This is a genomic window from Erwinia sp. 1181_3 (genome assembly GCF_052824965.1).
In genome coordinates, this window is sequence record NZ_VTDE01000004.1 from 332,802 (window position 1) to 354,911 (window position 22,110).

At 55.1% G+C, this 22,110-nt stretch carries 19 protein-coding genes; 7 read left to right on the forward strand and 12 right to left on the reverse strand.

Features of this window, described 5'->3' with window-relative positions:
* Positions 1–2: 2 nt before the first annotated feature.
* From FY046_RS13495 to FY046_RS13505, 3 genes are all read right to left on the reverse strand, one after another.
* The gene (locus FY046_RS13495) at positions 3–410 is read right to left on the reverse strand and encodes a hypothetical protein (RefSeq protein WP_159337193.1); all 408 of its coding nucleotides are present in this window, start codon (positions 408–410) and stop codon (positions 3–5) included.
* Complete coding sequence (locus tag FY046_RS13500) at positions 401–1,012, reverse strand: peptidoglycan recognition protein family protein (protein ID WP_446186161.1); 612 nt, start codon at positions 1,010–1,012, stop codon at positions 401–403. Before FY046_RS13500 ends, FY046_RS13495 begins: the two co-directional genes overlap by 10 nt.
* Positions 1,013–1,377: 365 nt before the next feature.
* Positions 1,378–2,718, reverse strand: coding sequence for a hypothetical protein (locus tag FY046_RS13505; protein WP_446186162.1), 1,341 nt, complete (start codon positions 2,716–2,718; stop codon positions 1,378–1,380).
* Positions 2,719–2,890: 172 nt separating this feature from the next.
* Here FY046_RS13505 and add point away from each other — a divergent pair, with 172 nt between their 5' ends.
* Complete coding sequence (gene add, locus FY046_RS13510; protein ID WP_167864617.1) at positions 2,891–3,889, forward strand: adenosine deaminase; 999 nt, start codon at positions 2,891–2,893, stop codon at positions 3,887–3,889.
* A gap of 52 nt (positions 3,890–3,941) precedes the next feature.
* Here add and FY046_RS13515 read toward each other — a convergent pair whose 3' ends face one another.
* The 5 genes from FY046_RS13515 to FY046_RS13535 form a co-directional block, all read right to left on the reverse strand.
* On the reverse strand, positions 3,942–4,982 hold the full coding sequence (locus FY046_RS13515) for an oxidoreductase (protein ID WP_446186163.1): 1,041 nt from the start codon (positions 4,980–4,982) through the stop codon (positions 3,942–3,944).
* 72 nt (positions 4,983–5,054) lie between these two features.
* On the reverse strand, positions 5,055–5,975 hold the full coding sequence (araC, locus tag FY046_RS13520; protein WP_133845164.1) for an arabinose operon transcriptional regulator AraC: 921 nt from the start codon (positions 5,973–5,975) through the stop codon (positions 5,055–5,057).
* 11 nt (positions 5,976–5,986) lie between these two features.
* The gene (araH, locus tag FY046_RS13525) at positions 5,987–6,967 is read right to left on the reverse strand and encodes an L-arabinose ABC transporter permease AraH (protein WP_133845166.1); all 981 of its coding nucleotides are present in this window, start codon (positions 6,965–6,967) and stop codon (positions 5,987–5,989) included.
* A 17-nt stretch (positions 6,968–6,984) separates the two neighbouring features.
* Positions 6,985–8,508 (reverse strand): L-arabinose ABC transporter ATP-binding protein AraG, encoded by a 1,524-nt coding sequence (araG, locus tag FY046_RS13530; protein WP_133845168.1) that lies wholly within the window; start codon positions 8,506–8,508, stop codon positions 6,985–6,987.
* Positions 8,509–8,732: 224 nt separating this feature from the next.
* The gene (locus FY046_RS13535; protein ID WP_133845170.1) at positions 8,733–9,716 is read right to left on the reverse strand and encodes an arabinose ABC transporter substrate-binding protein; all 984 of its coding nucleotides are present in this window, start codon (positions 9,714–9,716) and stop codon (positions 8,733–8,735) included.
* 372 nt (positions 9,717–10,088) lie between these two features.
* On the opposite strand from FY046_RS13535, the gene FY046_RS13540 reads away from it, so the two are divergent.
* The 4 genes from FY046_RS13540 to FY046_RS13555 all read left to right on the forward strand — a co-directional run bounded on the left by FY046_RS13540 (position 10,089) and on the right by FY046_RS13555 (position 15,957).
* Positions 10,089–11,774, forward strand: coding sequence for a ribulokinase (locus FY046_RS13540; RefSeq protein WP_446186164.1), 1,686 nt, complete (start codon positions 10,089–10,091; stop codon positions 11,772–11,774).
* Positions 11,775–11,785: 11 nt separating this feature from the next.
* Positions 11,786–13,291 (forward strand): L-arabinose isomerase, encoded by a 1,506-nt coding sequence (gene araA / locus FY046_RS13545; protein ID WP_133845174.1) that lies wholly within the window; start codon positions 11,786–11,788, stop codon positions 13,289–13,291.
* A gap of 246 nt (positions 13,292–13,537) precedes the next feature.
* On the forward strand, positions 13,538–14,749 hold the full coding sequence (locus FY046_RS13550; RefSeq protein ID WP_446186165.1) for a hypothetical protein: 1,212 nt from the start codon (positions 13,538–13,540) through the stop codon (positions 14,747–14,749).
* Positions 14,750–14,772: 23 nt separating this feature from the next.
* On the forward strand, positions 14,773–15,957 hold the full coding sequence (locus FY046_RS13555) for an amidohydrolase (protein ID WP_446186166.1): 1,185 nt from the start codon (positions 14,773–14,775) through the stop codon (positions 15,955–15,957).
* A 244-nt stretch (positions 15,958–16,201) separates the two neighbouring features.
* Here FY046_RS13555 and yjfF read toward each other — a convergent pair whose 3' ends face one another.
* The 4 genes from yjfF to ytfQ are packed head-to-tail and all read right to left on the reverse strand — an operon-like array spanning position 16,202 to position 20,720.
* Complete coding sequence (gene yjfF, locus FY046_RS13560; protein WP_133845179.1) at positions 16,202–17,185, reverse strand: galactofuranose ABC transporter, permease protein YjfF; 984 nt, start codon at positions 17,183–17,185, stop codon at positions 16,202–16,204.
* A complete protein-coding gene (gene ytfT / locus FY046_RS13565) occupies positions 17,178–18,197 on the reverse strand; it encodes a galactofuranose ABC transporter, ATP-binding protein YtfT (protein ID WP_133845181.1) in 1,020 nt (339 codons plus the stop codon). The genes yjfF and ytfT overlap by 8 nt, the downstream gene beginning before the upstream one ends.
* Positions 18,190–19,713: a galactofuranose ABC transporter, ATP-binding protein YtfR gene (gene ytfR / locus FY046_RS13570; RefSeq protein WP_133845183.1), complete on the reverse strand. Its 1,524-nt coding sequence runs from the start codon at positions 19,711–19,713 to the stop codon at positions 18,190–18,192. Before ytfR ends, ytfT begins: the two co-directional genes overlap by 8 nt.
* A gap of 50 nt (positions 19,714–19,763) precedes the next feature.
* Positions 19,764–20,720, reverse strand: a complete 957-nt coding sequence (gene ytfQ / locus FY046_RS13575; RefSeq protein ID WP_133845185.1) for a galactofuranose ABC transporter, galactofuranose-binding protein YtfQ — start codon at positions 20,718–20,720, stop codon at positions 19,764–19,766.
* A 490-nt stretch (positions 20,721–21,210) separates the two neighbouring features.
* Between ytfQ and ydgT the strand changes: the two genes are divergently transcribed.
* A complete protein-coding gene (gene ydgT, locus FY046_RS13580; RefSeq protein WP_159337200.1) occupies positions 21,211–21,426 on the forward strand; it encodes a transcription modulator YdgT in 216 nt (71 codons plus the stop codon).
* A 120-nt stretch (positions 21,427–21,546) separates the two neighbouring features.
* Positions 21,547–21,987 carry a DUF2569 domain-containing protein gene (locus tag FY046_RS13585; RefSeq protein ID WP_133845189.1) on the forward strand — a complete coding sequence of 147 codons (441 nt, stop codon included), beginning with the start codon at positions 21,547–21,549 and terminating at the stop codon, positions 21,985–21,987.
* Positions 21,988–22,110 lie beyond the last annotated feature (123 nt).

Below are 22,110 nucleotides of genomic sequence, written 5' to 3' on the forward strand. Positions count from 1 at the left end.
ACTTATTCGCTATCCCATCCATTCTTTAAGTTAAGGAAATATTTTTGCTTTACGGTTTTATTCGCCTTGTCCTTAAAATCCACCACCCCATAACCGGTATCGTAAATCCCCCACTCCCCAAAGGATTCATCTTTAAAGGTTACTTTCCCAGTCGCAATGCAGGGAGAGTAGTATTCGTGTAGCCAACCCTCGCTAGAATCCGCTTCTTTAGCATTGACAAAGTAGTCCATCAATTGTTCTTTGGTGGGATTCCAGCCTTTACATTCCGCAGTGTAGTTGTAGGGATCTTCCTTAGAAGCCCCCCCATAATGACCGCTTTGTAATATTTCAAGTTGCACTACTTCCCTACCGGCCTGTGCATACAAAGATAATAAGAGCATAGCGCTTAGTAAGAGATTTTTTATTCCCATATCGCTGTACTGGCCTCAGTTTCGTTTTTTCTACCTACATCAGGATGCCTGTAAATCTCAGTCATAGGGACATTGAATTTAGATGTAAGCTCGGCGATCAGCCATTTAAGAGACTCATTCTGTTTATCTGTAACGGTCTCATAAACTGCTTTATCTTTGGGACCAAGAGCTTTACCCACTATTTCAATGCCGATACTGTCAGTGTTGTTCGGAAAGCGATCGGGGAAACATTTCTCCTTTTCTAAATCTGATATCTTTTTAGGTTTTGTAGAGTTCCAGTGGCCATTATGCAACGTTATTAATGTGGTTTCAGTAGGGTTACATGCTTTCTTTAAAATACATCGGGATTGCATCAATCCAACATGCCATGTCATTTTTAATAGAGAGGCTGTTTGATAGACCGCTCCATCTTTATCAATTAAAAAATGCGCCCCATTCGCGGACGTATTATGATAGCTATTAAATGTACTCTGAGCCGACGTGCTGTCAGTTTGATGGACTACAATGCCATTAACGTTATCCAGGTTACCCCGTTCTATCCCTTTAAATATTTTCCTTTCAATTCGGACGTCAAAAATATAACCGTCTTCATCTACGTACATAGTGTATTCCTTTACATGATGTTAAATTGCAGCAGTCCTTTTCATATTATAAACCATCACTCTCCTATTTTATTACGTGTCCGATTAGGGTTCGGTAATAAAGGTTGATACTGTACCAGTCGTATGAGACTGCGTCAGTAGTGATTTTCCTGGAATACAATAAATCCGTCTTTACTGTCCGCTGGACGATCCACTTACGGACGGACTCAGCGTGAGTCCAGCGGGCACGGTATATCAGAAAGTCCGAAAACTGTTGCCCCGACTCGGCGTTTCGCAACAAAATATGCTGGGTAGTTATGCCATACCGGAAGGTATGCCACAGTAAGATGTGTTAACCAACGGGCCGCGACAGCGGCCCGTTGGCTTTATAGACTGGAAGGATCTGAATTTAACAGCACCTCTTCCCCGAAATCTGGCAGTGTATGCTGGCGCAGATAATCCGCAAAGGATGCCCGTGGATTCTCCGCTTTCCAGGCTGACTGCAACTTTCCGAGCAGGTCGGTTGACGTTGATTTCTGCTCAGGGGTTGTCACATCAGACATCAGCTCCCCTTTCACATACTTTTGCACTCGCGTTGAGGTACTCGCCGACTGGTCAAACGTCGCCGACACCAGCGCCCCTTTGCGATACTGCACTTCTGTGGTGCTTTCCGCCTTATCATCAATCTGCGTGTAGAAATAATTCTGCGCGTTTCTGTCCGCGGTCAGCGCGAGTTGCAGCCCGGAGGTCAGCGCTTTATGGTAGCTGGCGGTCAGATGCGACTGCTGCTTCTGGGTGATATGACGATTCTGGTCGCTGGTGCCGGAAAGCGTGCTGGTTTGCGATACCTGATACGAGAAGGTATCACCCTCACTTAGACGTATCGGATTTGGCGACTGCGGGGTTTGCGTGACAGAAGCCGTAAAATCGGCCAGTCCGGTCAGCATGTTTTTGTCCGTCCGCGTCAGGGAGAGATAAAGGGTTTGCGGACGACTTTGGGCGGGCGTACTGCTGTCGTAGTGACTGTTTAGCGCCGTAAAGGCATCCTTGAACATGGTCATCAGCGTACTGTTACCCTCACCCCGGCTTTGCGCCCGGTCGAACTGCTTCAGATACTGGCTCAGCGCCCGCTGCTGCTGACTCTCATTACCCAGGATCGCCCGCTTACTCATATCCACGCTGATATCTACGGTGCCGAGGGTGCCGGTGGATTTTACCGAACGCGTGTTAGTGTCAGCATGAAAAGCCAGCGTCAGCTTATTTTCGCCTGTCACTTTCGCCTGCAGATCGACTGACGTCAGTACTGCACTGTTAAATCTGGTCAAGCCGCTCAGGTCAAGACGCGGTGGCTGACCTGTCAGCCCTTCCATCGCCTTCTTAAAACCGTCCGACAGCTTCTCAAGCGCGCTGCGTTCAGCTTCACTCAAGGTTCCCTTGTTCACTTTGATCTGAACACCCGACCCGTCACTGGCCTGGGTCAGTTCAACCTCTGCGCCACTGGCGGTTTTTACGCTCAGAGTCCCCTGATTGTCGGTTTGCGTCGCAGCTGTTGAAACACGTGGCAGAGAATAAACGGGGGGCGCGCCCGCAGACTGGCCGAGAGACACCGTGGTTGAGGAGAGGGGCGGCGTTTGTAACGTGTCTACCGCCGCAGCGGTAGTGGCCAGTTTCGTTGCGCCCGGCAACGTGTTCACTGACAGGTTTCCAACAGAAGAAATAACAGTCATTGCGTTCAGTCCCTTGGTCTTACGCCGTAGCGTCACAGTAAATGTGGTACTTCTGATGCTATTTTCGGCAAAAAAACTAAAACCTTTAACCTGATGCGCAATTAACTGGCGCTGTTGCGCAATAAGTTTTTATAATGCTCCGCACTTTATTAAAAAAACAGAGAGTGCCGATATGATCGATTCCCAGCTTCCCCTCACCGACATTCACCGCCACCTTGACGGCAATATTCGCGCACAAACCATCCTCGATTTAGGCCGTGAGTTTAATCTGACGCTGCCTGCCAGCACGCTGGAAACCCTGCGCCCGCATGTGCAGGTGATTGAAACCGAGCCTGACCTGGTGAGTTTCCTCAATAAGCTGGACTGGGGCGTAAAAGTGCTGGGCTCTCTGGATGCCTGCCGCCGTGTGGCGCTGGAAAACGTGCAGGATGCGGCACGTGCCGGTATTCATTATGCTGAACTGCGTTTCTCCCCGGGCTATATGGCAATGACCCACAACCTGCCGATTGCGGGTGTGGTTGAAGCCGTTATCGACGGGATTAAAGCGGGTTGCAGCGCAAATAATATTGATGTGCGTCTGATTGGCATTATGAGCCGTACCTTTGGTGAAGAAGCCTGTCTGGATGAGCTGAACGGCCTGCTGGCTCATCGTGACAGCATTACCGCACTGGATCTTGCCGGAGATGAGCTTGGCTTCCCTGGCAGCCAGTTCCTCAGCCATTTTACGCGCGCCCGTGATGCCGGACTGCGCATTACCGTCCACGCCGGAGAAGCCGCAGGGCCGGAAAGCATCTGGCAAGCGATTCGTGAGTTGGGGGCAGAACGTATTGGTCACGGCGTGAAAGCGGTGGAAGACCCGGCACTGATGGACTTTATGGTGAAACACAGCATTGGTGTGGAATCCTGCCTGACCTCCAATATTCAGACCAGCACCGTAGCTTCACTGGACCGTCATCCGCTGAAAGCGTTCCTGGAGCACGGTATCCTGGCCACGATCAACACGGATGACCCGGCAGTCCAGGGGATTGAGATTGGTCACGAGTACCATGTGGCAGCCCCGGCAGCCGGTTTGAGCCAGGCACAAATGCGTACGGCGCAGGAGAACGGATTGAAGATTGCATTCCTCAGCGATGCTGAGAAAGCAGCGGTTCGCGCTCGCGTTGCGGCGTAACGCTAACAAGGGCGGGTCATGACCCGCCCCTACCGGGGCATCAGCCCGTCTGCTATTTGAGTGACATCGTCTGGCGTTTCTCAGCCGATTGCAGGCCAAGCTCGATCAGTTCCATCACCTGAATCGCCTCTTCCGCTTTCACCGGATTTTCGCCTGTGCCGTTCACCGCATCACGGATCGCGGCATAGTACGCCGGATAGTTACCGGGAATGGTCAGCAGCGCTTTCTCTATCATCACATCCCCATCCGCCAGAGTCAGTACGCCGTCACGCATATCGTAGCCCCAGTCTTCCTGCGGCGGACGTGCACCGGACTTCAGGCTGTCTTCCTGCGGATCGAGGCCAAATTTGACATAGCTGCCTTTGGTGCCATGCACCAGATAACGCGCAGATTCGGCGGCCACCAGTAAACTACCGTGTAGCACCACCCGGCGCTGTGGGTAAATCAGCGTGGCGTGGAAATAGTCGGTCGTCACTGAACCCGCACGCAACTCGGCGGTATCAACATTAATCGCCACCGGAGAACCGAACAGCTGTAATGCCTGGTCGATAAGATGTGGACCCAAATCGTACCAGATGCCGCTGCCCGGCACCTGCTGCTCGCGCCAGCGCTGCTGCACCTGAGGACGGAAACGGTCAAAGTGTGATTCGAAATAACGTACATCCCCCAGCGTCCCTTCAGCCAGCAGCGCTTTAACCGTCAGGAAATCACTGTCCCAGCGGCGGTTATGGAACACCGACAGCAACAGGCCTTTAGCCTTCGCCAGCGCATCCAGCTCCCGCGCCTGTGACAACGTCACGGTAAACGGCTTATCCACCACCACATGCTTACCCGCGGTGAGCGCGGCTTTGGCTAACGGAAAGTGGGTTTCATTGGGGGTAGGAATAACGATCAGGTCTAGGGTGGGATCGTCAAACAGCGTCTGGGGATCGGACACAACCTGCACCGACGGCCAGTCAGTATGGACTTTGGTCGCATCGCTGCTGGAAATGGCGGCCAGTTCCATTTCTGATGTGCCGGCAATCAGCGGTGCATGGAAGGTTTTACTGGCAAAGCCGTAGCCGACCAGGCCAACTCGAATCTTGTCACTCATATTAATCCCTCTCGTGGTTACCCGTTGATTTAAGACGATCAACTCACTAACCACAAGAAGGATTTGGCTGAATTACGCCTCCTGGGCACGTCGGGGTAAATGCCAGGTTTCCTGAGCAACCAGCGCATCATGGGCATCCAGGCTGCGGCGACGGAAGTCGCTGGGGCTGACGCCCGCCCGCTTGCGGAACACGCGCGAGAAGTAGAGCTGATCGTCATAGCCCACTTCACGGCCAATGCTGGCTATCGGCTCCTGAGTGGTCTGCAACAGCAGTTTGGCCCGGATCACCCGCTGGTCTTCACGCCAGCGCAGCAGATTCACGCCCATTTGCTCACGGAACAGATGCGCCAGCCGTGACGGTGACAGACAGACATGTTTGGCCACCTCTTCGATTTTCACCTCTGCGGCCAGGTTGTTGGTCACATACTGGCAGGCTTCTACCACACGCGCATCGCGCACCTGCTGCTGGCTGCGCGGATCTTCCTGTACCGCCCGCAACAGCAAACGCTCCAGCAGGTTCATTGCCAGCTCTTCTGCAAACGGACGCCCGGAGTTATGGGTATGTTCGATATTGGCAAACAGACGGTCAAACTCACCGCGTAATGACTCCGGCAGCCGCAGTCGCCCCACGCCCTGCGCCTCATCCTGCCACTCCAGCCAGTCGCTCCAGTAGGCGCGCGGACGAAAATAAACCCAGCGGTGATACCAGCAATCGCTGTCCGGCAGACGCCCGTAATAATGCGGTGTTTTAGGCTGAAACAGCAGCAGGTCACCGGGTTCACAATCGAAGGCCGCTTCACCGTCAAACACCCGCCCGCGCCCTTTGATCGTCAGGTTGAGAATGTAGCCTTTCATGCCGTGGGGACGGTCGATAAAGAAATCGAGCGGCCCCATCGCATTAATGGGCGTCAGCCCCGCCACCAGCCAGGCGCTAAACGGATAGCCGGGCAGTAACGGGTTGGATTGCGCCACGGGCGCCAGACGATGATACATAACGCCTCCTGTCAGACCGCTTTCGCTTTTTGTTTGTAACGGTCGAAAATAACCGCTGCTAACAATATCAGACCACGTACCACGTACTGTGAGAAAGGCGATATATTGAGTAAATTCATCGCATTTTCCACCGTTCCGAGGATCAAAACCCCGGCCACCACATAAGAAATTTTCCCAATACCGCCCTTCAGGGAGACGCCGCCGAGCACACAGGCTGAGATAACAATCAGTTCATAACCCAGCGAGGTCATCGGCTGGCCGCTGGTCATACGCGATGCCAGAATAATTCCCGCCGCTGCCGACACCAGGCCGGAAAGAATAAAGATGATGATACGGGTGCGTACCACCGGCACACCGGCCAGACGGGCGGCTTCTTCATTGCCACCAATCGCCAGCGTGTTGCGCCCAAAGGTGGTTTTGTTCAGCAGGAAAGCAAACAATACCAGGGTAATAATGGTCAACCATACCGGGGCCGGCACGCCCAGCCAGCTGGCATAACCCAGGGCGAAGAAGCGCTCGTCTTCGATACCCACGGCTTTACCGTCGGAGAAGATATACGCCAGCCCGCGCACGATCTGCATCGTGGCAAGCGTGGTGATCAAGGCGTTGATTTTCAGTTTGGCAATCACGAAACCGTTCACAAAGCCGCAGGCCACGCCGAGTAACAGCCCGGCAATCACGCCGATCCACAGGCTTTCGGTCATGTTGATGACCACCGCGCAGACGACACCGGCACAGGCAATCACCGAGGCCACCGACAGGTCAAAGTCGCCGGACGCCAGGCAGAACAGCATACCGCAGGCCACCATGCCGGACATCGACATCGCCAGCCCTAAGCCTTTCATATTGATAAGGGAACCAAAATTCGGCACAAACACCATGCAGGCAATAAACAGCGCGGCAAACACCACCAGCATGCCGAAGTTGTCCCACACACGGCTCAGACTGAAGCGCGATGGGGCAGCGGGTGTAACAGATGAGGTCGTTGACATAGGTTTCTCCTGCATATTCAGGCCACGTGTGTGGCAGGTTTGGCGGTTTTTGGCATCGCCAGACTCAGCGTCAGGGCTTCAGTGGCGTCGTTATGGTCCAGCTCTCCGGCGATTTCGCCTTCGCGCATCACCAGAATACGGTCAGCCAGCCCCATCACTTCGGGCAGGTCACTGGAGGCAAACAGCACCGCAATACCCTGGTCGGCCAGGGCGTAAATCAGCTGATAAATTTCGTTTTTCGCGCCGACGTCAATGCCGCGCGTGGGTTCATCCAGCAGGATGACTTTCATCTCTTCGGACAGCCAGCGACCGAGGATCGCCTTCTGTTGATTGCCCCCGGACAGATTCATAATCAGCTGGTCTGCCGACGGGGTTTTGATATTGAGCGAGCGGATATGCACTCCGGCATTACTGGCTTCCCAGCTGTTGTTGATCAGACAACCTGCCTTGAGGTTATTACGCCTGGCGCTGATATTGATGTTGTCGCGCACGGAATGTACCGGGATGATGCCATCGGCCTTGCGGTCCTCCGGGCAGAGCATAATACCGGCGCGAATGGCTTCAATCGGCTCATTAATCTGGAGTTTTTTACCATCCAGCCACAGTTCACCGCTGGTCAGACGCGTGGCACCAAACAGCCCTTTCATCAACTCACTGCGCCCGGCCCCCACCAGGCCAAACAGCCCGACAATTTCCCCTGCACGCACGCTGAACGATACCGGACTGCGCACGCCTTTGGCATGCACATTGTCCAGCTTCAGTCTCACATCGCCCTGCGCGCGTGGTCGGTAACCGTAGATATCACCAATTTCACGCCCCACCATCGCCTGCACCAGTTCGTCGTTTCCGGTGGTGGCCATATCGGTAAAGGTACGTACGTAGCGGCCATCTTTAAACACCGTGATGGCATCGCTGAGGGCAAAAATCTCCTCCATGCGATGGGAGACATACAGCACCACGCGGCCGTCGGCACGCAGCTGGCGGATCACGCGGAACAGCTGATCAATTTCACGCGCCGAGAGCGAGCTGGTCGGCTCATCAAAGGCGATAACCTGCGCATTACGCGTTAACGCTTTGGCAATTTCCACCATCTGCCACTGCCCGAGAGAGAGGTATTTCAGCGGCATATCCGGGTCAATATCCATACCGAGGATTTTGAGTTGACGCGCGGCTTCTGAGCGCAGGCGGGAGCGATTGACCAGCCCGGCACGTTGTGGCAACTGGCCTAAAAAGATATTTTCTGCCACCGACATTTCCGGCACCAGATGGAGTTCCTGATAAATAATCGCCACCCCGGCATTGAGCGCATCGGTGGTGTTTTGAAAATTAACTGGCTGGCCCTGCAGGCGAATCTCACCGCCGCTGGCCTGATAGCTTCCGCTGAGAATTTTGAGCAGCGTTGATTTCCCGGCGCCGTTTTCCCCCATCAGGGCATGCACTTGTCCTGCATAACAGTCAAAACTGATGTCCTGTAGCGCCTTCACGCCCGGGAAGGTTTTGCTGATGCCGTGAAAGCTGAGGTACGGTGGTTGCGAAGTCATGGTGTCTCCTGCATTTTTGGGTGGAGGCATCCGGGCGAGGCATCCCTCACCCCTGCGGTCGTGTGTTATGCAGGGGCGGGCATCCCTCACCCCTGCGGTCGTGTGTTATGCAGGGGCGGGCATCCCTCACCCCTGCGGTCATGTGTTTTGCAGGGGCGGGCATCCCTTACCCCAGCGGTCATGTGTTATGTAGGGGTCGGGCATGCCCGACCCGCTGCCACGGATTACATCAGGCCTTTTTTCGCCAGTTCTGCTTTGAAGTTGTCGCGGGTGATCAGCACCACATCGGTCACTTCGGTAAATTTGGCAGGCTCGATATCTTTCGTCACCCAGTCATGCAGCATCTGGATACTGCGATAACCGTGGACATCCGGGCTTGGCAGCAGCGAACCATAGAATCCGGTCGCCTGGCCTTTCGACAGTTCACTCACTGCATCCACACCGTTAATGCCAATCCCAATCACATTCGGCGCTTTAAAGCCCTGACCTTCGGTCGCACGGACGCCACCCAGTACGGTGTTATCGTTCATGCCAACAATCAGCCAGTTCTTCACTTCAGGATGCTGAACCAGCAGGGAGTTACCGGCATCAAAGGCGCCGGGAATATCGTTAGATTTGGTGGGGATCTGGTAAATCTGTTTTTCCGGGAATCCGGCTGTTTTCAGGGCATCAATAGAGCCACCGGTACGGCGGCGGGCGGTGTCCAGCTCATTGGCGGTGATCGCCATCACCGCGGTGTCTTTCACATCCCAGCCGCGTTTCTGCATCTCTTTGTACAGTTCCTGACCCTGACGTTCGCCAATTTTGGTGGCAGCCATCATCACCAGCGGTACGGTGTCCATCGGTTTGCCTTTCGCGGTCACAAACTGGTCATCCACCGCGATCACTTTCAGGCCATAACTGCGTGCTTTGGCCACAATGGCAGAGCCGAGTTTAGGATCCGGTGTACAGATAACAAACCCTTTCGCGCCGCTGGCCGCCAGACTGTCGATAGCATTCAGGGTTTTTTCACCATCCGGCACAGCGATTTTGATCACCTCGAAGCCGAGATCTTTACCGGCCTTATCGGCAAATTTCCATTCAGTCTGGAACCAGGGTTCTTCCGGTTGTTTCACCAGGAAACCCAGCTTCATGGTTTCCGCCATAGCGGATTGTGACATAACGGCTGCGAGGCCAATCGCGGCCAGCGCTTTAGTGAATTTGTGCATGAGGCTCTCCGGCTCAGTGCCCGCTCAGGGCGGGATTGTGTAAACGGTAACAATCGGTTATTGAAAAAATTTAAAGCATTTAAACAAGACCTTACCTGAGCACTGACAACTTAACAGTGGCGGTAGTGCGCTAGTTTTACCCGCAAGTAAAGGGAAATATGTAGAGCGCTATCACACCCTGAAATTACAGTCGTTTTGTCCATCTATTCAGCCAATTTAACCGACAGGCAACATTTGAAGCCCATCACATTCCCACCCTGCATGACAGAAAAGTGCATATTTGCAGCCAGCCGCACCTAACCACTCCGCCGCGATGTTTCCAGGATAGAGGAACAGTAAAAGAGCCTCTTCTGAACATAACGGAGAACAACTATGCATAAGGGTGCGATTACCCTCGGTCTGGATTTCGGCAGCGACTCGGTCAGGGCGCTGGCGGTCGATTGCGCCAGTGGTCGTGAGCTGCACAAGCACGTGGTTGCCTATCCTCGCTGGAAGGCCGGGCGATTCTGCAACCCGGCGAACAATCAGTTCCGTCACCATCCGCAGGACTATATTGATGCCCTGGAACAGGCCATTCGTGACGTTGTCACTAAATTAACCCCTGAGCAGCGCCTTAACGTGGTGGGTATTGGTGTGGATTCCACCGGCTCCACCCCCGCCCCTGTCGATCGTGAAGGCCGTGTGCTGGCAATGCGCCCGGAGTTTGCCGACAACCCCAATGCAATGTTCGTGCTATGGAAAGATCACACCGCGATTGAAGAAGCTGAAGCCATTACCCGACTCTGCCACAGCGGTGACTATCAGGATTACTCGCGCTTTATCGGCGGTATCTATTCGTCCGAATGGTTCTGGGCCAAGATCCTGCACATCAGCCGCAACGATGCGGCGGTTCGTGAGGCAGCCGTTTCCTGGGTGGAACTGTGCGACTGGGTGCCCGCCCTGCTCAGCGGCACTACCGCCCCTGCCGACCTGAAGCGTGGCCGCTGTGCTGCCGGTCATAAATCCCTCTGGCACCCTTTATGGCAGGGACTGCCGGAAGCGAAATTCCTTAATGCTCTCGATCCGTTGCTCACGGCCGATCTCGATCACCCGATGTTCACCGAGACCTGGACCGCCGATGTGCCTGTCGGCAAGCTGAGCGCCGAATGGGCCGAACGTCTTGGTCTGCCAGACCATGTCGTGCTGTCCGGCGGGGCATTTGACTGCCATATGGGCGCGGTGGGCGCAGGCGCACAGCCTTATACCCTGGTGAAAGTCATTGGCACTTCCACCTGCGACATTCTGATTGCCGATGCGGATCGCGTGGCTGACCGGGCGATTAAAGGCATCTGCGGCCAGGTGGACGGCAGCGTGGTACCGGGCATGATTGGCCTGGAGGCCGGACAGTCAGCCTTTGGCGATATGTATGCCTGGTTTGGCCGCCTGCTGAGCTGGCCGTTAGTGCAGGCGGCCACGCTGCACCCCGACCTGCAGCCGCAGCTGGAAGCGATCCAGCACAGCCTGCTGGAACAGCTGACCGCCGCCTGGGCGGCTGACCCACAGCTCGACCATCTTCCGGTGGTACTCGACTGGTTTAACGGCCGTCGTACCCCTTTTGCCAACCAGCGCCTGAAAGGCGTGATCACCGATCTGAATCTGGGCACCGATGCCCCGACGCTGTTTGGCGGGTTTATTGCGGCGACCGCATTTGGCGCGCGCGCCATTATGGAGTGTTTCGAACAGCAGGATATTCCGGTACAGCAAATCCTCGCGCTGGGTGGGATTGCCCGCAAATCACCAACCATCATGCAGGTGTGTTGCGATGTGATGAACCGTCCACTGGATATTGTCGCCTCCGATGAGTGCTGTGCCCTTGGTGCAGCGATTTTTGCTGCGGTGGCCGCTGGCGTGTATGCGGATATCCCCGCAGCACAGGCGCAGATGGCCAGCCCGCTGGAACAAACCCTGCAACCGGACCCGATGCGCGTTGCCCGCTTCCAGCAGCTTTACCAACGTTATCTTGAATGGTGTGAACTGGCGGAACCGCAGTTTGCCCCACAACCTTCATCAGTCAGTTAAGGAATCGTTTTATGACACAGTTAAACGCCCGTAGCGTATGGTTTGTGATTGGTACACAGCATCTGTACGGTGCGGAAACCCTGCGCCAGGTGGAGCAGCACGGACAGCAGGTAGTGGATGGCTTAAACCGGGCGGGTAAACTGCCCTTCCCGCTGGTCCTTAAACCGCTGGTGAAAACCCCTGATGAAGCGCTGTCGCTGTGCCGCGAGGCTAATCACGATCAAAGCTGCCTGGGCATTATCACCTGGCTGCATACTTTCTCTCCGGCAAAAATGTGGATTGGCGGCCTGTCGATCCTGAATAAACCGTTGTTGCAGTTCCATACCCAATTCAATGCGGAAATCCCGTGGGACACGATGGATATGGACTTTATGAACCTGAACCAGACCGCACACGGCGGGCGTGAGTTCGGCTTTATTGGCGCGCGTATGCGCCTGCCGCATCAGGTGGTGACCGGACACTGGCAGGACGAGCGTTCCCAGCAGCGTATCGGCCAATGGATGCGCGGTGCCGCCGCCCTGCTCGCCAGCCAGCAGCTCAAAGTGGCGCGCTTTGGCGACAATATGCGTGAAGTCGCGGTGACCGAAGGCGATAAAGTCGCGGCACAGATCCAGTTCGGCTATGCGGTCAATGGCTGGGGCGTGGGCGATCTGGTGGACGTGATCAACCAGGTCAGCGACGGCGATGTGAACACACTAATCGACGAGTATGAAAGCAGCTATGAGTTCAGCGCGGCGGCAGCGGTAAACGGTAATAAGCGCCAGAATGTGCTGGATGCTGCCCGTATTGAGCTGGGGATCAAGCGCTTCCTGGACGATGAAGGCTGCCGTGCGTTTACCACGAATTTCCAGACCCTGCATGGCATGACGCAGTTGCCAGGTCTGGCGGTTCAGCGCCTGATGCAGCAAGGCTATGGTTTTGCCGGTGAAGGTGACTGGAAAACCGCTGCACTGCTGCATGTGTTCAAGGTGATGGCAGGGGATTTACCGGGCGGCACCTCGTTTATGGAGGATTACACCTATCACTTCGCACCGGGTAACGATCTGGTGCTGGGTTCCCATATGCTTGAAGTCTGCCCGACCATTGCACGCGAAGCCAAACCGTTGCTGGATGTGCAGCCGCTGGGTATTGGTGGCAAAGCCGATCCGGCCCGCTTGATCTTCTCTGCCCCTGCCGGGCGCGCGGTGAACGCCAGTGTGATAGATATGGGCGACCGTTTCCGCCTGCTGGTGAATGTGGTGGATGCGATTGAACAGCCGCAGGCCCTGCCTAAGCTTCCGGTGGCCCGTGCACTGTGGCGTGCGCAGCCTTCGCTGGCGACAGCGTCTGAAGCCTGGATCCTCGGCGGCGGTGCACACCATACGGTGTTCAGCCAGGCGCTGACGGTGGAAGATATGCGCCTGTACGCGGAACTGCACGGGATTGAGGTGCTGGTGATCGATGAAGAGACAACGCTGCACGGGTTCCGCGATGCCCTGCGCTGGAATGAAGCGTACTACCGTTTGAATCAGCGTTAATCCCACGGGTTCAGTGAGATATCAGGCGGACCGCAAGAGGTCCGCCCCTCCCGTCCCACCGTCGTGCCTTCCTGTTTCCACCGCCTTTCACTTTATTTCAATCTCTGCTGGTCAGCACGGCTGCATTCCGCTTACTATGAAACCTGGAAGCCGGAAACTCCATGATTTCATTGAGTTTTAATCATATCGTCATTCGCGCCTCGGTCAGGGGAATTATTCTGATAATTATTCAAATGGAAGTGGTTCATGTCGCAAATGCTCGCTCTTTTACTGATTATTTCTATTCTATATCTCGGTGATCTGGTTTCAGTCAGAACGAAAGCGTGGGTGCCTTCCGTCTTTGTCTGCGCGGTACTGTTTTTAATCGGTTACTGGACTTTTTTCCCCAAAGATATTGTCAGCGTTGCCGGGATCACGCCGGTGGTAGCGGTGATGCTGATGTATCTGCTGATCACCAATATGGGCACGCTGCTGTCCGTGCCGGAGTTGATCCGTCAGTGGAAGACGATTGTTATTTCTCTGGCCGGTATCGCCGGTATTTTTGTCACAGTCTTTGGCGTCTGCCTGCTACTGTTCGATTTTAATACGGCTATCGTCACTATCCCGCCACTGGTTGGCGGTATCGTTTCGGCAATTATTATGTCGAAAGGCGCGGCCAGTGCGGGTCTGGTCGATTTGTCGGTATTCGCCATTCTGATCTACGTGATGCAGGGCTTTGCCGGTTATCCGCTAACCGCCATTATGCTGCAACGCGAGGGCAAGCGAGTGCTGAGCCTGTACCGCAGCGGGGCGTGGCCTCAGGCAGTCGTGACAGCAGAGACGCCTGCGGTGGCAGCGCATCAGTCATCTGATGTCATGCCACGCCTGTTTAAACGCTTTCCAGCCCATTACAACACCAGCTACTTTAAATTCCTGCGCCTGGCGGCCGTCGGCTATCTGGCGTATCGGGTGTCTGGCTGGCTGGCGCCAGTCATCTCCGTCAGCCCGTTTGTCCTGTGCCTGCTGTTTGGCGTGGTGGCGACCACGCTAGGCTTTTTAGAGAAGCAGCCATTACAGAAAGCCAACGGTTTTGGCTTTGCGGTGATGGGGCTGATGCTGTTTATCTTTGATACGCTGAACCGCGCGACGCCGGAGATGTTATTGCGCCTGCTGTTGCCCATGCTGGTGCTGATCGCCACTGCGGTTATCGGCATGTTTATCGTCTGCTGGGTGGTGGGTAAGCTGCTGGGCGTCAGCACCGAGATGGCCTTCGCCATCGCCCTGACCTCAATGTACGGTTTCCCGGCAGACTATATTATTACCCATGAAGCCATTACCGCCCTGACCCGCGATGAAAATGAGCGCGAGGTGCTGATGCAGCACATGCTGGCCCCGATGCTGGTCGGTGGATTTATCTCCGTGACCATGGTGTCCGTGGTGATGGCCGGTGTCATGGTGGCGTATATTATTCCTGCATAAAAAACCAACAAGGAAGCTAAACAGTGATTAATCACGATATTAAAAAATCCGTCCATGCGCATGTTGACGCGATGATCGCCCTGCGCCGCGACCTGCATGCCCACCCGGAACTGCCATGGGAAGAAGTACGCACCACCAATACGGTGGCCGCTCTGCTGGATGAAATGGGCATCGACTATCGCCGCACGCAACCGACCGGGATCATTGCCGAGATCCGTGGGGGTAAACCGGGTAAAACTGTTGCCCTGCGCGCCGACATGGATGCGCTGCCAGTGCAGGAGCTCAGCGACTCACTCAGCTATAAATCCTTGACCGACGGTAAAATGCACGCCTGCGGGCATGATGCCCACACCGCAATGCTGCTGACGGCAGCCAGAGCATTACAGGAGCATCGCACCCGTTTGCGCGGTAATGTACGACTGATTTTCCAGCCTGCAGAAGAGATCGCCCAGGGTGCGCGTGCCATGGTGAAACAGGGCGCGGTGGACGGCGTTGATAACGTTTTTGGCATGCATATCTGGACGACCACTGCCTCTGGTAAAGTGTCCTGCAACGTCGGTTCATCCTTTGCTTCCGCCGACCTGCTGAAAGTCACGTTTAAAGGGCGCGGTGGCCACGGTTCGATGCCGGAAGCCTGTATTGACGCGGCGGTGGTGGCCTCATCGTTTGTGATGAATCTGCAGGCCATTGTGGCGCGGGAAACGTCCGCGCTGGCGTCCGCCGTGGTGACCATCGGGCGTATGGAAGTGGGCACACGTTTTAACGTTATCGCCGAAAATGCGGTTCTGGATGGCACGGTGCGCTGCTTTGACGTCGACACCCGTGAACGTCTTAAAGCGGCGATTGAGCGTTATGCGCAGCATACGGCGGCAATCTATGGTGCAACAGCGCAGGTAGAGTACACCTACGGCACACTGCCGGTGATTAACGAGGCACGCAGTGCGCTGCTGGCACAGTCCGTGATCAGCGATGCGTTTGGGGCCGGGGTGCTGTTTGACGAGAAACCGACCACCGGTGGTGAGGATTTCAGCTTCTTTATGGAAAATATCCCCGGCTGTTTTGCCCTGCTCGGCTGTGGCAATGCCGAGAAAGGCACCGACTGGGCGCACCACCACGGCCGTTTTAATATCGATGAAGATGTGATGGTGACCGGGGCCGAACTTTATGCGCAGTACGCCTGGCGCTACCTGCAACAGGATGATTTTTAACCTCATCACGCAGACACTGTCTTGCCAGATCACTGGCAAGACATATTTAGATGATCTCTCCGTAAAACCGGGTCAGCCCCCTGCTCAACATCACGGGCAAACCGGAAAAAAGGGTCTGCCCCTACGTGAAGTGAACCGCGCTTGCGAAGGCATCCTCGCAGTGGACGCAGCGCCTGCCGCAAAGGGCGGCGGCGACTGGCGGACCGCATAAGAAGGCCCGCCCTTGAGGTTATGAGTTGTGAACTTAACTTAATCGCTTCACCGGCGCATTCTGCTGCCGATCCCACATCACCGTCAGCAGCCGTTGCAGCGCAATAAACGCAAACAGCAGCACGCCGATGGCAATCTTCGTCCACCATGAACTCAATGTGCCGTCGAAGTTAATCCAGGTCTGAATCAGCCCCTGGATCAGCACGCCAAACAGCGTCCCCAGTACCGTGCCGACACCCCCCGACAGCAGCGTGCCGCCGATCACCACCGAGGCGATGGCGTCCAGCTCCACGCCCATTCCTGCCAGCGCATAACCCGCCGAGGTATAAATGGAGAATACAATGCCTGCCAGCGTCGCCAGACCCGATGACAGCATATAGATCCGCACCGTGGTGCTGCGGGTGGAAATCCCCATCAGCTGTGCAGAGGTGGCGTTGCCGCCAATGGCGTAGACCTGATTACCAAAACGGCTGCGGTGCGCCAGCAGGATACCGAACGCCACCACCACCAGCATAATCACCGCCAGCAAACTCAGGCGCCCGCCCCCCGGGATCTTCCACGCCATGGATGAGAGCGTGGCATACAATGGGTGATCGATCGGTAATGAACTTTCGGCCACCAGATAGCTACAGCCGCGCAGGAAAAACATCCCGGCCAGCGTGATAATAAACGCCGGGATTTTCAGGGCATCAATGAGCCAGCCCATAAAGGCACCGAACGCCGTCCCCAGCGACATCACCAGTGCAAAGGCCAGCCACGGATCGACATGGAAATCACCAATTAAACGGGCAAGGAACACCCCGGTAAAGGCGATCACCGCTCCCACCGACAGGTCAATACCGCCAGAGAGGATCACAAAGGTCATGCCAACGGCAATAATACCGAGGAAGGCGTTGTCAGTAAGGATATTGGCGATCACCCTTGTTGAAGCAAACCCCGGAAACTGGCTCAGACAGAACAGATACCCCGCCACAAACACCAGCAGGGTGATCATTAATGGCAGATGACGTTTAATCACGGCGGTGCCCTCGTTTAAACAGTTGAATAAAGCGCGGGGATTGCAGCAACAGGACCAGCATCACCACCACCGCTTTCACCACCTGATTCAGTTCTGGCGGGAAACCGGAAAGCAGAATACCGGTGTTCATGGCCTGAATGATCAGCGCGCCAATCAGCGACAGCAGAAGATTAAATCGCCCGCCCATCAGAGATGCACCACCAATCACCACCGCCAGAATCGCGTCCAGCTCCAGCCACAATCCGGCGTTGTTGGCATCGGCACCGCGAATATCCGCCGCCACAATCAGCCCGGCCACCGCGGCACACAGCCCGCTGAGAATATAGGTGCTCATCACCACCAGCCAGCCGTTGACGCCCGCATTACGCGCCGCACGCAGGTTGATCCCCACCGCTTCAATAAACATCCCCAGCGCTGTTTTTCGCGTCAGCAACCACACCAGCAGTGCCAGAGTCAGCGTGATCCACACCGGAACGGGCAGCAGCAGCAGTGTCCCGCTGCCGAGACGCGCCAGCGCATCACTGTCGAAGGTGACAATTTGCCCCTGGGTGATCAGCTGCGCGATACCGCGCCCCGCCACCATCAGGATTAATGTGGCCACAAACGGTTGGATCTTCAGCAACGCCACCAGCACCCCATTCCATAATCCACACAGAATGCCGCTGCCCAGCGTGACCAGAATAATCACCGGAATACTGTGCCCGGCCACGGTCAACGTGGCCGCCGTTGCGCCGGCAATCGCCATCACGGCACCCACCGACAGATCGATGCCCCCGGTGGCGATCACCAGCGTCATACCGATCGCCAGGATCGCAACTGGGGCGGCGCGGTTGAGAATATCAATCGGGCTACCGAACAGTCGTCCGTCCTGCAGATGGACAGCAAAGAAGTTGTTCGCCACCAGACTGTCAATAATCAGCACCAGCAGCAGTGCGCCAATCTGCGGTAATCCCGGCGGTAGTTTTCGTTTTAACATCGGTGGTTTCCCCGCCATCAGATGCGATTCAGGCATGTTGCTCCCCTCCTGCGGCAATCGCGTTAACAATGGCCGCAACGGACAGTTGTTCCAGTGGTATTTCTGCTACCTGCTGGCGGTCGCGCAGGATCACCACGCGGTCAGCGTATCCCACCAGCTCCTCCAGCTCTGACGAAATCACCAGCAGCGCCAGACCGTCGGCACAGAGCGTCTCAATCAGACGGATAATCTCTGCGTGGGCACCCACATCAATGCCACGTGTGGGTTCGTCCAGAATCAGAAACTGCGGCTTTGTGACCAGCCAGCGGGACAGCAAAACCTTCTGCTGGTTACCGCCGGAGAGCAACTCCACCGGCTGCTCTGCGTCCGGGGTACGGATCCCCAGGCTTTTGATAAAGCGGTCAGCCACCTGTTGCTGCTCACGTTTGGGGATCGGTCGCAGCCAGCCGCGCTGGGCCTGCAACGCCAGGATGATATTTTCGCGTACCGATGCTGCACCAATAATGCCGTCGGTTTTACGATCTTCCGGACAGAAGCCCATGCCAAGCTTCGATGCCTGGGCCGGTGAACGGATTGTTTGCGGTTTTCCTTTTATGAAAGCGCGGCCGCTGTCAGCACGTTTAATGCCGAACAACAGTTCAGCGGTTTCCGTCCGTCCTGACCCCAGCAGGCCAGCCAGCCCAACGGCCTCCCCGGGACGCACGCTCAGGCTGAAGGGTTCAATCGTCCCTTTTTTGCCATAGTCTTTAAATTCCACCACGGGCTGATTGCTTTTCAGCGTGCTGCCAGCCCGCTGTAAGGCGGTTTCCAGCAGATCGCGCCCCAGCATCAGCTTGATCAGCTCGATTTGCGGCAGCGTCCGGGTATCGCGTGTGGCGATAAACTGCCCGTTACGCAGCACGGTAATGCGGTCGGTAATGCGGTAAACCTGGTCAAGGAAGTGGGTGACAAAGATCAGGCTCATGCCTTTCTCTTTGAGTTGCGTCATCAGTGTGAACAGCATGGTGACTTCACTGGCATCCAGACTGGCAGTCGGCTCGTCGAGGATCAGCACTTTTGCCGAGAGATCCACCGCGCGGCAGATGGCGATAATTTGCTGCATCGCCACCGAGTACTGTCCAAGGGGACGTGTCACATCCAGCTCAAAACCGTAGTCGGCCATCAGCTTCACCGCCCGCTGATTTAATGTCTTACGGTCAATCAGACCAAAGCGTTTCGGCTCGCGGCCGATAAACAGATTGTCAGCGACTGACATATTTGGCAGCAGGTTCACTTCCTGGTAGACGGTGCCAATTCCCAGCTGCTGGGCTTCTGCCGTGTTGCGGGGATTTATCGCCTGCCCGCCGAGCATGATGGTCCCGGCATCGCGCTGATAGACGCCAGTCAGTACCTTGATCAACGTGGACTTTCCTGCACCGTTCTCCCCCAGTAGCGCCATGATTTCGCCAGGGCGAAGGTCAAACGAGACATTATCCAGCGCCCGGACGCCGGGAAAAGATTTGCTGACGTTGCTGATATTCAGCAATGCGGGCAGAGGGGTGTCGATGGTCATGTTGTGCCTCAGGCCATGAGTAAACCGCCCCGAAAGGGGCGGTGAGGGGATCAGTAACCCATCCCTTTTTTGGTGTCCAGCTGTGCCTGAGCATCGGCTGGCAGGAAAAGTTTCGTTTCAGTTTTGATAATTTTTGGCGGCATAGTGCCGTCTTTTTTCAGTTTTTCCAGCGCATCAAACGCCGGCCCCGCCATATTTGGCGTCAGCTCCACGTTGGCATTTGCCTCACCTGCCAGCATCGCTTTATAAATATCCGGCACGCCATCAATCGATCCGGTTAAAATATCTTTACCCGGTTTAAGTCCGGCTTCTTTAATAGCCTGAATGGCACCAATCGCCATATCATCGTTATGGGCGTAAACCATGCAGATATTCTTGCCGTTGTTTTCTGCCTTAATAAAGCTTTCCATGACCTCTTTCCCTTTGCTACGGGTAAAGTCACCGGACTGCGAGCGGATCACTTTAATATTGGGTGTGTTAGCAATGGCTTCAGCAAAGCCTTTTTTACGGTCAATGGCCACGCTGGCACCCACCGTGCCTTGCAGCTCTACGACGTTACAGGGTTTGCCTGCCTGATGTTTGACCAGCCAGTCACCGATCAACTTACCTTCGTAAACGTTATCGGCGGTGACGACGGCCTGATAGAGCGATTTATCTTTGACGACGATGGCACGATCGAGCAGGAAGACCGGAATTTTGGCGTCTTTGGCTTCCGAGAGCACCGGCTCCCAGCCTGTCTGAACGACGGGCGCAATAAATATTGCGTCAACGCCCTGAGCGATAAAGGAGCGTACAGCTTTGATTTGATTCTCTTGTTTTTGCTGGCCGTCCGCGATTTTCAGCGTAATGCCGCGTTTCTGAGCCTCACTTTTTGCTACGCTGGTTTCTGCTGCGCGCCAGCCCGATTCAGAGCCAACCTGTGAGAATCCAACGGTCATGGATTCGGCCAGTGCCGGTGCAGACAGGCTGGCACTGATGAGAGTGGTTAAGAGTAAACGCTTCCACATGATCATTTTTCCTCTGATGGGATTTTATCGTATAGGGTTAAGAGCCACTAAAGCCTGGACTATTCACCGCAAAACATTTACGACAATGCTCACAAAATTCAACAAATCAAATAGCTTACGCGACAAGACCGATCTGTTTCTGTGCTAATCGATATGGAAAAAACGCGCACAGGGCGCCAAAAGAAGGTTAAATAACTGTAATAAACATAAGCGGTTGCGCCAGAAGCATTTGGAAGCGATTACAATACCGCGTGAAGTTCTGTCACCCGTACTCCCCTTCCGTTCATCCCCGATCAAACAGCAGATTTGTGAGCTGCTGCACAGTTTAATCTGTCGCGTAAAACCAGCTGCCCGCCGGTGCCGTATTGCGTATGGCTTAGAAGGAATGCTGAATTTTCTGATTTTTATATTACAAAGCCGAAACAACGTGGAATCTTTTTCTCTGCAACATATAATCAGCGACTCATTATTCTGTCGCTGGCTGACCGCAATGACCGTTCAAGACTATTTGTTAAAATTTCGCAAAGTTAATTCTCTGGAGACGCTGGAAAAACTCTTTGACCATTTGAATTACTCCCTGACCGATGACAGCGATATTATCAAGATGTACCGCGCCGCCGACCATCGTCGGGCGGAGCTGGCCTCCGGCGGACGCCTGTTCGACCTCGGCTGCGTCCCGAAAACGGTCTGGCACTACGTGGTGTAGTCCGGCAGTTGATTATCGTCCTGATGACCTTAAGCGCGATATTCCGTATAATCCTCCTCGTCATGCGTAGGGCTCTGTGCAATGCGCGCTTTGCCGTCTCTGGCTGAATAAGGACAATCTGTGCCTGTTAATTCTAAACCGCGCCTCGGTGGCTGGCTTTTTGTGCCGTTGACCTGGCTGGTGTTAGTCGTCATGAACATGATTCTGGTGTTGATAATCTATGGGGGCGGACTGATTGGCCCAGCCTTTCGCAGTGCGTTAACCAATCTGCCATCGTCTGCGCTGTTGCTGTGGGGGGCCTTCCTGCTGACGACAATACTGATGCTGAGCTACAGTACCTGGATTATCTGGATGTTCTGCAAGCGTTCTCCGCGCCTGCCGCGCCATTACATTATCTGGCTGTTGATCAACGTGCTACTGGCGCTTAAGGCCTTTCTCTTCGCTCCAGTGGAAGACAGCGCGGTGGTCAACAGCTTGCTGCTCGCTCTGCTGGCGGCCAGCGTGTTTGTACCCTATTTCAAGCGTTCTCAGCGGGTTAAAAACACTTTTATCGCACCCTGATGTCGAAAAAAGCGTCAGAAATTTAATCCTGAGTGCGCTATTAAAAACCCACAGACCCGGAGCGGTTGTGGTCAGGCACGCAATGCCTGATAATAAGCGGCTTTCTCTATATTTTCAGGCGTA